We start from the raw sequence: 14,590 nt of genomic DNA on the forward strand, positions 1-14,590 counted from the left end.
CTCTCTTCAAGCCGCCGCACGATAGATACCACGCATGGTAGACACAGCGCTTTTCTGCCCCCTGGATCACGAGGGCCTGCTGGCCGTCAGAGGCCCCGACGCCGCCAAGTTTCTCCAGGGCCAACTCACCTGCAACCTCGACTATCTCAAGCAGAGCAGCAGCCTGGGCGCACGCTGTACGCCCAAGGGGCGCATGCTGTCGAGCTTCCGCATCCTCCCCGAAGGGGATGGATACCTGCTGGCGATGGCCAAGGAGCTACTCGAGGCACAGCGTGCGGATCTGCAGAAGTACGCGGTATTTTCCAAGGTCCAGCTGAGCGACGAGAGCGGCCTGTGGCAACGCTACGGCATTCTTGGCGAAGCAACGCTGCAAGCCCTCGGAATGCCGGAAGCCCCTGGCGCACTGAGTATCGACGAACAGGCACTCCTCGTGCGCTGCGATGTCGCTCGCGGACAGCTATGGGTGCCGAGCGGCGCCGCCGCAGCCTGGCACGAACGCCTGTCGCAGCGTGCGACGCCGGCCTCCCTGGATGACTGGTTGCTAGCCCAGGTTCGCGCCGGCGAAGGCCAGGTTTTCGGCGCCACCCGCGAGCTGTTCATCCCTCAAATGATCAACCTGCAGGCCATCGGCGGCGTCAGCTTCCGCAAAGGCTGCTATACCGGACAGGAAATCGTCGCCCGCATGCAGTACCTGGGCAAGCTCAAGCGACGCATGTACCGCCTCGTTCTGGACGCGCAAAACACGCCCGCCGTGGGCACCGAGCTGTTCTCCCCCGTGCACGGCAGCAGTGTCGGCGAGGTGGTCCTCGCGGCACCGGCAGATGCAGGCTGCGAAATGCTGGCGGTGCTTCAGGAGGACGCTGCCGGCGACGGACGTATCCATCTCGGCGAGCCGAACGGGGCGCCCCTGCGCCTGCTGGACCTCCCCTATCGGCTGGATTCCGCCGAAGAAATCAAACGTTGACGCGCGTGCGCGCAGCCGTAGACAGGAAGCATCGATGAGCAAACTTGCCGAAAAGGTCCAGGAAGACCTGCTAAGAGCCCTCGAGCAGGACGAACTGGTACTGCCGACCCTGCCCGAGATCGCACTGCGCGTGCGCGAAGCCGCCGAAGACCCCAAGGTCAGTATCGCGGACCTGAGCCGTGTGATCGGCCAGGACGTGGCGTTGAGCGCACGTATCATCAAGGTGGTGAACAACCCGCTGCTACGCACCTCGCAGGAAATCACCGATCTGCAGATGGCCATCGCGCGGCTGGGGATTCTGTATACCAGCAACCTCGCCACAGGCCTTGCGATGGAGCAGATGTTCCAGGCCACCTCGGACGTCATCGACCGCAAGATGCGTGAGCTCTGGGCATCCAGCACCGAAATCGCAGGCGTTTGCCAAGTGCTTTGCCGCAGCCATACCCGCCTGATGCCGGACCAGGCAATGCTCGCCGGACTGGTTCATCAGATCGGTGCCCTGCCGATCCTCACCTACGCCGAAGAGCATGGCAGCCTCCTGGCTGACTCGATCAGTCTCAACCACGTCATCGAGCGCATCCATCCCCGCGTCGGGGAGCGCATCCTGCATGCCTGGGATTTCCCGGAGCCGCTGGCGATCGTTCCCGAACAGCACCTGGATTTCACCCGGGACTCGCCTCGCGCCGATTACGTCGACATCGTCCAGGTCGCACTGCTCCAGCATCATCACGGCAGCGAGCATCCACTGGCGCAGCTCGACTGGAAGAGCGTTCCCGCCTTCACCAAGCTGGGCCTGGAAGCGACCCCCGAGGCGCTGCAGAAAGTCGTCGCCGAGGCGTCGAAACTACTGCATTGACGGGCCGCCCGCTCAGGCTTCCGGCGAGCGGAACAGCACCCGTACGCGCAGACCGCCCTGGGCACCGTCGAGCAATTCGATGCGTGCCTGGTGAGCCCGACAGATCTCTCCCACGATCGCCAGGCCAAGGCCGGCACCCATCCCCCCTGGGCGCCGATAAAAGCGCTCGAAGACCCGCTCGCGCTGTTCGAGAGGAATCCCCGGACCATCGTCCTCCACCTCCAGTACACCCGGATTGCTGACGCGCAACACCAGATTGCCCCCGGGCGCATGGGTCATCGCATTGTCGATCAGGTTGTAGACCAGTTCGTTGAGCAAGGTCGGCTCGCCTCGCAACCAGACCGCTTCCGGCGCCTCCAGGGCGAGTTCCACACCCCGCTGATGGGCCAGCGGAGCGAGTGTCATCGCCAGTTCGCGGACCAGTCGAGCCAGATCGAGGGGCTCGACACCGCCCTCGGCGATGGCGCGCGCGCCCCCCTCGATGCGCGCCAGGGAGAGCAGTTGATTGGCCAGCTGAGTCACCCGGTCGATGTTGCGCAACGACTCGCGCAGGCTATTGCGCCACGCCTGGGGGTCGGTTTCGCGCAAGCCGAGTTCGGCGCGGGCGCGGATCGCGGCCAGGGGCGTGCGCAATTCATGCGCGGCCTCACCAATGAACTGCTCCTGGCGTTGGAAATGTTCACGAAGCCTGAAGTTGTACTGATTCAACGCCTGCAAAAGCGGCGTCAATTCACGGGGCACCTTCTGTTCGAAGGGCCGCAAATCATCCGCGCGGCGCTGCTCGACCTCGCTTCCCAGGCGCCGTAACGGCCGCAGCGCCCGCTCGATCCCCACCCACACCAGCAACAGCGCCGCGGCGGAGAGCAGCCCCATGCGCCAAAGCGTGTCGCCCAGCAGCTCACGGGTCATGCGTTCGCGCGCGCTGCGCGTCTCCGCCACGCGGACCTCCGCCACGCCCTCCAGCCCCGGATCGCTGATCGGCTGCAGCAGACTGACCACGCGCACGGTCTGGCCACGATAGACGCCATCGTAGAAACGCGCGAGCGCCGGGTAATCGTCCGTACGCGGTGTACCGGGCGGCGCTGCGGGAATATTTTCATAGCCCGCCAGCACGCTCCCGGAGGGTGAACGCACCTCGTAATAGACCCGCCCCGCGATGTCATAGGCAAAGGCATCCAGCGCCACGTAGGGGACACTGACCTGCAGCTTGCCGTCGACCACCTGTACGCGACCGGCAACCTCCCTGGCCGATGCCAGCAAGCTGCGATCATAGGCCGTATCTGCCGCGCTACGGCCGTTCCAATAGGCACTCAAGGCACTGACGATGAGTAGCAGGGCAAGCAGCAGGGCTAGCCAGAACAGCAATCGACGGCGCAGACTGACGCTCTCCTCAGCGCTCCTCATCGACGCCTTCCAGCAGGTAGCCCAAGCCACGGAAGGTGACGATGCGTACCTCGCTACCTTCGAGCTTCTTGCGCAGGCGATGGATGTAAATCTCGATCGCCTCGTTGCTCGCCTCCTGGTCCAGACCGAACACTGCGGCGGCCAGCTGATCCTTGCTCATCACCCGCCCCGGTCGCGAAATCAGCGCCTCGAGCACGCTCTGCTCGCGGGAAGTCAGCGACAGCGCCTGCTCACCGAGGCGGAAGCGTCGGCCAACCATGTCGTAGCTGAGCGAACCGCAACGTTGCACCTGATCGCCTCCCGCGAGGCTGCGGCGCAGCAACGCGTTGACCCGGGCTTCGAGCTCGCTCACCTCGAACGGCTTTGCCAGGTAATCGTCGGCACCCAGGTTGAGCCCGTGGACGCGATCTTTAACCTCACCGCGCGCGGTGAGCATCAGCACAGGGACGCGCGCGCCGCGGTCACGCAAGCGTGAAAGCACGCGGAAGCCATCCATACGTGGCAGGCCAACGTCGAGAATGACCAACGAATATTCTTCGCTGGTCAGCGCCAGGTCGGCGGCAACGCCGTCGCTCAGTACGTCGAGCGTCCAGCCACTACCGCGCAGCGCCTGGGCGATGCTCAGCGACAGTTCCTGATGATCTTCAACCAGCAGGATGCGCATACAAGCTCCTCTGTATTGGAAAAATCGGAGTGTACCTGTGCGACGCCTTTCACGCTGAAAGCCTCGCGAAAGCTTGCCCTCCTAGGATTTGTAACGGGCTATGAACCCACCGGGTGCATTGTCAATGCATTGCCCGGAGAAATAAGAGGACGCGCAGGGGTGCGCGCTCGACAAGAACAATGCAGATATTCCCAGCTGCCATGCGGCTTCGCCGCAGCTTGTCCAGCAGAACTCCTGTGTCCATCCATCTCATCCGCGTATTGCCCCAATGGCCGCGGCGAGACATGACAAGACTCCACAGGAGAAGCACCGCATGAAACCCCTCCAGCGCCTCGCCCTGCTCACCGCAGGCCTGCTCGTCGCCGGCCATCTGATGGCTGAACCCAAGCGTCCCGAATGTATCGCTCCGGCCAAACCCGGCGGCGGCTTCGACCTGACCTGCAAGCTCGCACAGAGCGGCTTCAAGGACACCGGTCTGCTGGAAGCGCCGATGCGCGTGACCTACATGCCCGGCGGCGTCGGTGCCGTGGCCTACAACGCGGTGGTCGCCCAGCGCGCTGACGAGCCCGGCACCATCACCGCATTCTCCAGTGGCTCGCTGCTCAATCTGGCGCAGGGCAAGTTCGGTCGCTACGACGAGAACGCCGTACGCTGGCTGGCCGCGGTAGGCACCGACTATGGTGCGATCAGCGTGCGGGCTGACGCGCCCTGGAAAAACCTGCAGGAGCTGCTCGACGCGGTGAAAGCCGATCCGTCCAAGGTCGTTTTCGGCGCCGGCGCTACCATCGGCGGCCAGGACTGGATGCAAACCGCGCTGATCGCCCGCGCCGCCGGCGTGGACCCGCGCAAGATGCGCTACGTCGCCTTCGAAGGCGGTGGCGAAACGCTGACCGCCATGCTTGGCAACCACGTACAGGTGACCAGCAGCGGCCTCGGCGAAGTGGCTCCCCAAGCCAAGGCGGGCAAGGTACGCATCCTCGCGGTGCTGTCCGACGAGCGCCTGGAAGGCCTGGAAGATATACCGACCGCCAAGGAGCAGGGCTTCGACATTACCTGGCCGGTGATTCGTGGTTTCTACATGGGCCCGAAGGTCAGCGACGAAGACTTCAACTGGTGGAAGGATCGCTTCGAGAAGATGATGGCCGATCCCGAGTTCGCCGAGCTGCGCAAGCAGCGTGAGCTCTATCCGCTGAACATGACCGGTGATGAACTCACCGCCTTCGTCAAGAAGCAGACTAACGACTACAAGGCACTGGCTTCCGAATTCGGCCTGATCCAGCAGTAAACCACGAGGCCCGCCGCCCGCGCGGGCCTCTTTCCGCCACCTGGCGGTTCACACCCGAGGGCATCGTCCATGTATCTTCGCGTCTTCGCCGCAGCGTTGCTGCTGGCGTGCGCCGGCCTCGCCGTGCGCGCCTGGGGCTACGAGCCACCGTTTTCCTACGATCCGGTCGGCCCGCGCGCCTATCCGCTGCTGCTGTTGGCCCTGATGGCCTGCGGTTCGTTCTACCTGTTGGTCAAACCGCACGGCGACCCTACTCCCCCCGTGCAGTGGCCGCTGGTGAGACGACTTCTTTCGTGCATCGTGGCGATGTTCGCCTATGCCCTGCTGTTCGAGCCACTGGGCTTCGTGGTCAGCACCGCGCTGGGCGCCTTCGTGCTCGGCCTGGTATTCAACGGACGCCTGTGGCCGAGCGTGCTCAGCGGCGTGCTGATGGGCGTGCTGTTCTACGTGCTGTTCGACAAACTGCTGGATGTGCCGCTGCCGCTGGGCATCCTCGAAGGACTGGAGAGCTGAGATGGAAACCCTGAACTACCTGATGCAGGGCTTTGACGTCGCTCTGCAGCCGAACAACCTGCTGCTGGCGCTGTTCGGCGCCTTCGTCGGCACCGTGGTCGGCCTGCTCCCGGGCCTGGGTCCGATCAATGGCGTGGCGCTGCTGCTGCCGCTGGCCTTCGCCTTCGGCCTGCCGCCGGAGTCCGCGCTGATCCTTCTCGCCGCCGTGTACCTGGGCTGCGAATACGGCGGCCGCATCTCGGCGATCCTGCTCAACGTGCCCGGTGATGCCGCGGCCATCATGACCACCCTCGATGGCTACCCGTTGGCCCGCCAGGGTAAGGCAGGCATCGCACTGTCGCTGTCGGCAGTGAGCTCGTTCACCGGCTCCATCGTGGCGACCTGCGGCGTGGTCGCGTTCGCCCCGATCCTCGCCGACTGGGCCGTGGCCTTCGGCCCGGCCGAATACTTCGTGCTGATGATCTTCGCCATCGCCTGCCTCGGCGGCATGGTCGGCGACAAGCCGGTGAAAACCCTGATGTCGGCGCTGATCGGCCTGGGCCTGGCGACCGTGGGCGTGGACGCCACCACCGGCGTGTACCGTTTCACCTTCGACAGCGTGAACCTCTCCGACGGTATCCAGTTCGTCATCGTGGTGATCGGCTTCTTCAGCGTCAGCGAGATCCTGGTGATGCTGGAGAACACCCACGCCGGCCAGCAGGCAGTGAAAGCCAGCGGGCGCATGCTGTTCAACTTCAAGGAATACACCCAGACGGTCGCCACCATGCTGCGCAGCAGCGTCGCTGGTTTCGTCATTGGCACCCTGCCGGGCGCCGGTGCAACCATCGCCAGTGCCATGACCTACATGACCGAAAAGCGTATGGCCGGTGCCAACGGCAAGTTCGGTGAGGGCGATCTGCGTGGTGTCGCAGCTCCGGAAGCGGCGAACAACGCCTCGGCCTGCGGCTCGCTGATCCCCATGCTGACCCTCGGCGTACCGGGTTCGGGCACCACCGCGGTGATGATCGGTGCATTGACCCTTTACAACATCACTCCCGGCCCGATGCTGTTCCAGGAGCAGCCGGACGTCGTCTGGGGCCTGATCGCCTCGCTGTTCATCGGCAACGTGATTCTGCTGGTGATGAACATCCCGCTGGTAGGTCTGTTCGCTCGCATGCTGTCGATCCCGAACTGGATTCTGGTCCCGGCAATCACCGTGATCAGCCTGGTCGGCGTCTATGCCGTGCACAGCACCACGTTCGACCTGGTGCTGATGATCAGCCTCGGCATCTTCGGCTACATCCTGCGCAAGCTGGACTTCCCGCTCTCCTCGCTGATCCTCGGCTTCGTCCTCGGCGAGATGATGGAAGACAACCTGCGCCGTGCGCTGTCGATCTCCAACGGTGACCTGAACATCCTCTGGAGCAGCCCGATCTGCCTGGTGCTCTGGGCCTTGGCACTCCTCATGCTGGCCCTGCCGGCGATTCGCACCTGGCGCAGGTTGGCACGTCGCAGCGCTATTCACTCGCAGCCTTGATGCGTAGCTCCGAGAGCCTATCCCGCTGGTGGCCAACGCCACTGGTGGGCTTGCTCGGCGGGGCTCTGGCCAGCCTCGCTCACTGGCCACTCCCCTGGATGATCGGCCCACTGCTAGCGGTGATCGCGCTTCGTTGCTGTGGTTTTCTGGTCGGTGAGATTCCCAGGGGGCGGCAGACCGGACAGTGGATCGTTGCCACGTCTTTGGGGCTGCACTTCACTGCCGAAGTCTGGCAACAGGTCCTCGCGCACTTCCCCGTCATCTTTCTCGGCGCCGCAGCCACGTTATTGCTGGGCCTGATAGGCATCGCTGTTCTATTGCGCTCGGGTGTGGATCGTCCGACCGCTTACTTCGCCAGCATGCCAGGCGGCGCTTCGGAGATGGTCAACCTGGCGCTGCGGCACGGCGCCGATCCAGCCCGCGTCGCCGCCGCGCACAGCCTTCGCCTGCTGGCGGTGGTACTGATCGTACCCGCGCTCTTCACCTGGAGCCTGCCCGCACAGGCGCCTGGAGTTCCCGCCGAGGTCAATTGGGCCTGGTTGGCCTTACTGATGCCCGGCGGTGCCTTGACGGCGTTGCTGTGGAGACGTCTGGGCCAACCCAATCCCTGGATGCTCGGCCCGCTGAGTTTCGCGGCTGTGGTCAGTGTGAACTTCGACCTGCATATCGGCCTGCCCCACGGGGCCGGTCAAATCGGCCAGTTCCTCATCGGCACGTCATTGGCCTGCCACTTCGACGGCCCCTTCTTTCGCAACGCCCCAGCATTCCTGCTGCGAGTCTTGCTCGCCACGCTGCTAGCGATGCTTTTCGCTGCCGGGCTGGGTTGGCTTCTCGGTAGCATTTCGAGTCTCCCGTCGCAGCCATTGATGCTGGGCATGATGCCAGGGGGAATTACCGAATTGAGCCTGGTGGCCGAAGCCCTGCATCTGGCCGTCGCCCTGGTGATCGCCCTGCAGGTGCTGCGCCTGTTCCTGGTGCTGTTCCTCTCCGAGCCGGTCTATCGCCTCTGGAACAGGCACTTCGACCGCTCCCGCTGAAACGCCTTTGGCAGGACCAGGCGACCACTCGACATTCCGCAGCAACCGGCCTGCCCCCTAGTCGACCAGACGAGGCATCCGCCACAGCCCTTCATCACGCTACCGGCGTGAAGCGCCGGCCCACGGCAGAGGAAAACAAAAGGCTCGCCTACCAGAAGAGGCTAACGTCCGCCGCCATCACCGTCCTACCGGGTTTCTCTACCCGCCTCGCCATAGCCGACGACGCCTAGGTAACACTCAGGGGCCGTGAGGGCTAAGCGAGGCACAGCAGAGCGACGAGCACGACACGTCCAGCCCTGGTCAGCCGATGGACGCTGATAACGGCACTACCGTCTGCGCCAGGCTCAGACCCGCTCGGGCAAGCGCCAGTCGATAGGCGCTTGCCCTTGCTGCTCGAGAAACTTATTGCATCGGCTGAAGTGACCATTGCCGATGAAGCCACGATGCGCCGAAAGGGGTGAGGGGTGCGGGGAGCGCAGTACCAGGTGTCGAGTCGCATCGATGAGCTTCTGCTTGCTCTGCGCATGCGCCCCCCAGAGCAGGAAAACCAGATGCGAACAGCGCTCGTTGACCACTTCGATGACACGATCCGTGAAACGCTGCCATCCCGCATTGGCATGAGAACCCGCTCTACCCTGCTCCACCGTCAGTGAGGTATTGAGCAGCAGCACGCCCTGGTCGGCCCAGGACTGCAAGTAGCCGTGGGTGGGAATGTCCAGGTTCAGGTCGCGCTTGAGCTCCTTATAGATGTTCTGCAGGGAGGGCGGCGTAGGCACGCCAGGCTGGACGGAGAAACACAATCCATGGGCTTGCCCAGGGCCGTGGTAGGGGTCCTGCCCGATGATGACCACCTTCACCGCGTCCAACGGGGTGGAATTGAGCGCATTGAAGATCAGTGGTCCAGGTGGAAAGACAACCTTGCCTGCGGCTTTCTCGCTGCGCAGGAATTCGCGCAGCGCGTGCATGTAGGGCTGCTCGAACTCCTCGCGCAGGGCGTCCTTCCAACTGGGATCGAGCTTGATGCGGTCTTCGGTCATGATCTGCTGCCTCCTGAAGGCCGCAGACCCTAGGAGAGCGCCGCCGACCTGTCAACGGCCAGCGGCGCCATGCAGCACTCAACGTTCGCGCAGCGCTTCCGCGCGAGCACGCAGGATCGGCTTGAGCAGATAGCTCAGCACGCTCTTGTGGCCCGTGATGATGTCGACGCTGGCGACCATACCGGGAATGATCAGCAGCGGGTTCTCGTCGGTACCCAGGTGACTCTTTTGGGTACGCAGGCGGATCAGATAGAAGCTGTTGCCCTCCTCATCCGTGATGGTGTCCGCACCGATCTGCTCCAGTTCAGCCGGCAGACCGCCGTAGATCGTGTAGTCATAGGCGGTGAACTTGACCATGGCCTGCTGGCCGGGATGCAGGAAAGCGATGTCCTGCGGTCGGATACGCGCCTCCACCAGCAGGGTATCGTCCAGCGGGACGATTTCCACCAGGTCGCTACCCGGCTGGATAACCCCGCCAATGGTGTTGACCAGCAGTTGCTTGACGATCCCACGCACGGGCGAGGTCACCATGGTCCGCGCCACCCGATCCTCCAGCGCCCGTCCGGTGGCCTGAATCTTGTTCAGGTCGGTACGCGCCTGGTTGAGATCGGCCAGGGCCTCGCTACGGAAGCGTCCGCGAGTCTCGGCGATCTTGTTCTTCACCTCCTTCACGGCCGACTCGGCGCGAGGGATGGCCAAATTGGTGGCGTCCAGTTCGCCACGCAGCTCGACCTCCGAGCGACGCAGACGCAAGACCTCCACCTGTGAGAAAGCGCCCTGCGCGACCAGCGGCTCGGACATTTCGATCTCTTGGCGCAGCAGGCCCAGGCTGCGGGTGTACTGGCCACGCTTGGAGATGAACTCACGCAACTCCTGCTGGCGCTGCACCAGTTGCTCTTCCAGTCCAGCGACCTCTGCATCCAACTGGCGGCGGCGACTTTCGAACAACGCACGCTCATCGGCGGCCAGGGCAGGCGCAGCGGCGGCCATGTCCGCCGGCAGGTCCAGCTCCTTGCCATCGACCTCGGCCGAGAGGCGCGCCACGCGCAAGGCCAGAGACTGGCGATCAGCCTCGGTTTCACCGACATTGGACGCGAAGCGAGTGTCATCCAGCCGCAACAGCGGATCGCCGGCCTCGACGATCTGCCCTTCACGCACGAAAATTTCGCTGACGATGCCACCTTCGAGGTTTTGCACTTTCTGCAAGCGTGAAGAAGGGATTGCCTTGCCCTCGCCACGCGTCACTTCATCGACGATCGCGAAATGCGCCCAGAGCACCGCGAAGATGAAGAATCCGAGGACTGCCCAGATGGTCAGGCGAATCATCCGCGGCGTGTCTTCCACCAGCGCTTTACGGACTTCCGGTAACGGCTCCTCCCCGATCTCGACCTGCTTACCGAAGTACCGACGCAGCGCCCCGCCGATGCCGCCCCCGTGCTTAAGCTGCATTGATCTGCCCTCGCTTCAAGGCTTCCATGACCGCCTGCTTGGGTCCGTCAGCAATGATCTGCCCGCGATCAATGATGATCAGGCGCTCGACCAAGGACAGCATCGAAGCGCGGTGGGTTACCAGTAACAAGGTCTTGTCCTTGATCGATCCAGCCAGGCGCTGCTTGAGGCGCTCCTCGCTGGTGTTGTCCATGGCGCTAGTTGGCTCGTCAAGCAGCAGGATCGGCGGGTCCAGCAACAAAGCGCGCGCCAGAGCAACGTGCTGACGCTGTCCACCGGAGAGATTCAGGCCGCGTTCGCCCACCGGCATTTCATAGCCTTGCGGATGTAGCCGTGCAAAGTCCTGCACGCCGGCCAACTCGGCCGCATGCAGCACCAGCCGGTCATCCACGTAACGGGCGCCGCTCACCAGGTTGTCACGCAGCGTTCCAGCGAAAAGCTGGATGTCCTGTGGCACGTAACCGATGTTATGGCGCAATTCGGCGATATCCATCTGCCGCACATCCACGCCATCCACCAGCAGACTGCCCTCATCGGGTTGATACAGGCCGACCAACAGCTTGGCCAAAGAGCTTTTGCCAGAGCCACTCCGGCCGATGATGCCGATCTTCTCTCCCGGACGAACGCTCAGATTTATACCGCGCAGGGCCTGGGTCTGTTGATTCGGATAATTGAAACTCAAGCCACGACATTCGATGGCCCCCTGCACCCGCTGGCGACGCAACGGGCGATCCTCCATATGGTGTTCCTGGGGCAGCTCCATCATCTGGTCGATGTTGCCCATGGTCAGGCGAGCCTGCTGATAGCGCGTCAGCAAACCGGAAAGCTGCCCGAGTGGCGCAAGTGCGCGACTGGTGAGCATGTAGCAGGCGATCAAGCCACCCATGCTCAAATTTCCGCCGATGATCTGATACACGCCGCAGATGATCATGATCACCCCGGCGACCTGCTGGATAAGCTGGGTGCTGTTGAGGGCGAGGCTCGAGAGCATACGCACGCGCAATTCCAGGCGCCCGAGCGTACCTATGGTCTGCTCCCACTGATACTGACGCTCGCTCTGGGCATTGTTCACTTTCAACGCATCCAGCCCCGCGAGGGACTCGATGAGGCTCGATTGCCGCTCGGCGGAAAGTGCCATGGTGCGATCGATGGTTTCCACCAAGGGCTTCTGCAGCAAATAACCGATGCCGAGGGCCAGCGGGAACGCAATCAGCGGAATAGCCACCAACCAGCCACCGAGAAAGCCGATCACCAGCAGAATGAGCAACGTGAAGGGCAGGTCGATCAAGCTGGTAAGCGTCAGCGACGCAAGAAAATCACGCAGCGACTGAAACTCATGAATGTTCTGCGCATAGCTACCGACACGAGCCGGACGCATATGCATGGACATGCCGACGATGCGCTCGAACAGCGTGGAGGAAATGATGAGATCGGTCTTCTTCCCCGCCATGTCAAGGCAGAGCCCCCGCAGCGTACGCAGAATGAGGTCGAAGACGTATGCACCGCCGATACCGATGGCCAGCACCCAGAGCGTCGAGGTGGCTTGATTGGGGACCACGCGGTCGTAAACGTTCATGACGAATAGCGGCGCGAACAGGGCGATCAGGTTGATCAGCAAGCTCGCTGCGATGGCATCTGTGTACATGCGGCGCGAAAGCTTGAGCGTGTCACGGAACCATCGCTTGGCGCGAGGCACCCCCTCAGTGCCATGGACATCGTATTTATGCTGGGGCTGCGCGAAAAATACCTCGCCGCTGTAATCCTCCGTCAGCACCTCTGCGCTGACACTCACCTCGCCGCCTTCGCTCTCGCTGAGCAGTAGGCGATAGTTGCCCTCCTCATCTCGCCCGACGAGCACCGCGCAACGCTCATCTCGCAGAAGCAACAGCGCCGGCAAGGCCATCTGTGGGATGCGTTCCAATGACCGATGCAGCCAGCGACCTTGCAGACCTGCCCTCGCCGCCGCGCGAGGCATCAGTGCAGGGCTGAGTTTCTGTGCAGGCAGGGGCAGACCGTTGGTGAGAAGGGCCCTGCTGACAGGCCGCTGGTGGAGTTCGCAGAGGCACATCAGGCCATCGAGCAAGGGATCGTCGAAATGACTGCGAGGATCCTCTGGAACCGGCATTTGACGGGTTTCGGAAAGCACGGTGACTAACCCCTTCTATATAAAGAACGGCGCCCCACGCCATGGATGGCCGTGGGGCGCGAGATAAGCCAGCGCGGCCCGTGGTTCCGGGCCGCCAAGAACATCAATTCAGGCCTGGCAGCTTCACCTTGGTTTCGACCGGCATAAGGGCGGTGGCCGCCATCGGGGGCACCACATTCTCGCTACGCAGCAATTGCCCCAACGTCGCTTTGATACGGTACTGGTTATACAGATCCGCGAAGCGAACCTCCGACAGCCGACGACGTGCGGTGAAGAGTTCGTTCTCACTGTCCAGCAAGTCGAGCAGGGTACGATCACCCAGGCCGAACTGCTGCTGGTAGGCCTCACGCACCCGAGTGCTGTAGCTCACGTAGTCTTCAGCAATAGGCAATTGCACTCGGGCGTTTTCCAGGGCGTTCCACGCCAGCCCCAATTCCTCGTTGAGAGTACGCAGGGCGTTGTTGCGCACGTCCAGCGCTTCATCCACCTGGAACGCTCGCGCCTTGAGCGTCGCCTGGTCAGAGCCGCCGTTGAACAGGTTGTAACGCATGCGCACCATCGCCTGCCATTCATTCTGGTGGCCTTCGACACCATCGATGTTGTTATCGGCCGAACGCGACAGCTCTGCATCGAAACGCGGGTAGAAGGTCGAGCGCGCAGCTTCGTATTGGCGCTCAGTCGCCATGATGTCGGACTCTGCCGAACGCAGATCGGGACTGTTCGCCAACATCTGAGCGCGCGCCTCGTCGAGGCTGGAAGGCATCAGGTTGGTAGTGGTGGGCATCTCCAGGTCAGTCGGGGCAACACCGATCGCCGAGAGGAAGTTGACCCGGGCATCGGCCAGGTTGGTCTCCTCGGTGGTCAGGTTGTTGCGAGCCTGGGCCAAGCGCGCTTCGGCCTGGTCGCTATCGGCAGCACTGCCTACACCGCGCTGACTGCGCAGGGTGATCTGATCGTAGATCCGCTGGTGGTTCTGCAGGTTCTCGGATGCCAGGGACACCAGTTCCTGGCGACGCAGGACCTCCAAGTAGACCTCGACGGCCTGCAGAGCCGTCCGCTCGGTGGTCGCCAGCAGCGAATAGGCCCGCGAGTTGACGATCGCCTTGCGGCGCCCAACTTCACTGCCCGTAGCGCCACCATCGAAGACCATCTGGCTCAGTCGAATAGTGGACTCCCCCCGGGTCAGGGTCCTCCAGTCATTGGAACCCGTGGCGGCACGCGTCGTGGGACTGTCCGTCCCTTCGCGTCCGTAACCTGCCAGCAAGTCGACGCTCGGCAGGTATCCGCCCTTCGCCGCTCGCAATTCGTAATCTGCCGCTCGTCGGCTATTCATCCCGGCTTGGACCTCGGGATGAACCTCAAGAGCCTGACGAATGGCCTGCGCAAGGTCCTGTGCATTGACCATGCTGCTGGCGAGAACCAGCGGCAAAAAACTAAGTCTCTGAAAACGCATGGGTTTGGTTTCCTTTCTCCGTGGAGGGTGTTCCCTCTGGCCGAGTGATCCACGCTACAAACTAGACGGGACTAAATTGACAGCACGTTGTCTGTAAAAATCCGCCCGTAACATCAGAGTGACATGAGTTTGGGGATTGTTTAGGATGCCGGAAGCGAGGTCAAGCGATTGACTCACAGTCAACACACCTCCGGCTGAAAAATGTTTTTTTGACGTAGTGGTTTTTAGAAATCGTCCTTTACTTGGACGATAGTTGTTCCAAGTCA

12 protein-coding genes and 1 pseudogene are annotated in these 14,590 nt (G+C 62.9%); 7 read left to right on the forward strand and 6 right to left on the reverse strand.

Annotation, left to right across the window (positions count from 1 at the left end; translation table 11 throughout):
• Positions 1 to 34 precede the first annotated feature (34 nt).
• Both ygfZ and ACYRGX_RS18435 read left to right on the forward strand, forming a co-directional pair.
• On the forward strand, positions 35 to 964 hold the full coding sequence (gene ygfZ, locus ACYRGX_RS18430) for a CAF17-like 4Fe-4S cluster assembly/insertion protein YgfZ (RefSeq protein ID WP_473053894.1): 930 nt from the start codon (positions 35 to 37) through the stop codon (positions 962 to 964).
• Between the two features lie 34 nt (positions 965 to 998).
• A pseudogene (locus ACYRGX_RS18435) lies at positions 999 to 1,769 on the forward strand (HDOD domain-containing protein); the annotation flags it as partial.
• Between the two features lie 63 nt (positions 1,770 to 1,832).
• Here the strand turns inward: ACYRGX_RS18435 and ACYRGX_RS18440 are convergent.
• Positions 1,833 to 3,224 carry a sensor histidine kinase N-terminal domain-containing protein gene (locus tag ACYRGX_RS18440; RefSeq protein ID WP_473053895.1) on the reverse strand — a complete coding sequence of 464 codons (1,392 nt, stop codon included), beginning with the start codon at positions 3,222 to 3,224 and terminating at the stop codon, positions 1,833 to 1,835.
• A complete protein-coding gene (locus ACYRGX_RS18445; protein WP_473053896.1) occupies positions 3,211 to 3,888 on the reverse strand; it encodes a response regulator in 678 nt (225 codons plus the stop codon). The genes ACYRGX_RS18440 and ACYRGX_RS18445 overlap by 14 nt, the downstream gene beginning before the upstream one ends.
• 313 nt (positions 3,889 to 4,201) lie before the next feature.
• On the opposite strand from ACYRGX_RS18445, the gene ACYRGX_RS18450 reads away from it, so the two are divergent.
• The 4 genes from ACYRGX_RS18450 to ACYRGX_RS18465 all read left to right on the forward strand — a co-directional run bounded on the left by ACYRGX_RS18450 (position 4,202) and on the right by ACYRGX_RS18465 (position 8,239).
• Positions 4,202 to 5,173: a Bug family tripartite tricarboxylate transporter substrate binding protein gene (locus tag ACYRGX_RS18450; RefSeq protein WP_473053897.1), complete on the forward strand. Its 972-nt coding sequence runs from the start codon at positions 4,202 to 4,204 to the stop codon at positions 5,171 to 5,173.
• Between the two features lie 69 nt (positions 5,174 to 5,242).
• Complete coding sequence (locus tag ACYRGX_RS18455; RefSeq protein ID WP_473053898.1) at positions 5,243 to 5,686, forward strand: tripartite tricarboxylate transporter TctB family protein; 444 nt, start codon at positions 5,243 to 5,245, stop codon at positions 5,684 to 5,686.
• 1 nt (position 5,687) lies between these two features.
• Complete coding sequence (locus ACYRGX_RS18460) at positions 5,688 to 7,202, forward strand: tripartite tricarboxylate transporter permease (protein WP_473053899.1); 1,515 nt, start codon at positions 5,688 to 5,690, stop codon at positions 7,200 to 7,202.
• Positions 7,202 to 8,239 (forward strand): AbrB family transcriptional regulator, encoded by a 1,038-nt coding sequence (locus ACYRGX_RS18465; RefSeq protein ID WP_473053900.1) that lies wholly within the window; start codon positions 7,202 to 7,204, stop codon positions 8,237 to 8,239. Before ACYRGX_RS18460 ends, ACYRGX_RS18465 begins: the two co-directional genes overlap by 1 nt.
• Before the next feature lie 344 nt (positions 8,240 to 8,583).
• Here ACYRGX_RS18465 and ung read toward each other — a convergent pair whose 3' ends face one another.
• From ung to ACYRGX_RS18485, 4 genes are all read right to left on the reverse strand, one after another.
• On the reverse strand, positions 8,584 to 9,276 hold the full coding sequence (gene ung / locus ACYRGX_RS18470) for a uracil-DNA glycosylase (protein ID WP_473053901.1): 693 nt from the start codon (positions 9,274 to 9,276) through the stop codon (positions 8,584 to 8,586).
• Positions 9,277 to 9,354: 78 nt separating this feature from the next.
• A complete protein-coding gene (locus ACYRGX_RS18475) occupies positions 9,355 to 10,725 on the reverse strand; it encodes an HlyD family type I secretion periplasmic adaptor subunit (RefSeq protein ID WP_473053902.1) in 1,371 nt (456 codons plus the stop codon).
• Positions 10,715 to 12,850 carry a type I secretion system permease/ATPase gene (locus ACYRGX_RS18480; protein ID WP_473056723.1) on the reverse strand — a complete coding sequence of 712 codons (2,136 nt, stop codon included), beginning with the start codon at positions 12,848 to 12,850 and terminating at the stop codon, positions 10,715 to 10,717. The genes ACYRGX_RS18475 and ACYRGX_RS18480 overlap by 11 nt, the downstream gene beginning before the upstream one ends.
• Before the next feature lie 124 nt (positions 12,851 to 12,974).
• Positions 12,975 to 14,276, reverse strand: coding sequence for a TolC family outer membrane protein (locus tag ACYRGX_RS18485; protein WP_473056724.1), 1,302 nt, complete (start codon positions 14,274 to 14,276; stop codon positions 12,975 to 12,977).
• On the opposite strand from ACYRGX_RS18485, the gene ACYRGX_RS18490 reads away from it, so the two are divergent.
• Positions 14,223 to 14,372 carry a hypothetical protein gene (locus tag ACYRGX_RS18490; RefSeq protein WP_473056760.1) on the forward strand — a complete coding sequence of 50 codons (150 nt, stop codon included), beginning with the start codon at positions 14,223 to 14,225 and terminating at the stop codon, positions 14,370 to 14,372. The two genes, ACYRGX_RS18485 and ACYRGX_RS18490, sit on opposite strands and share 54 nt — an antisense overlap.
• Positions 14,373 to 14,590 lie beyond the last annotated feature (218 nt).

This window comes from Pseudomonas sp. R4-15, assembly GCF_055768815.1.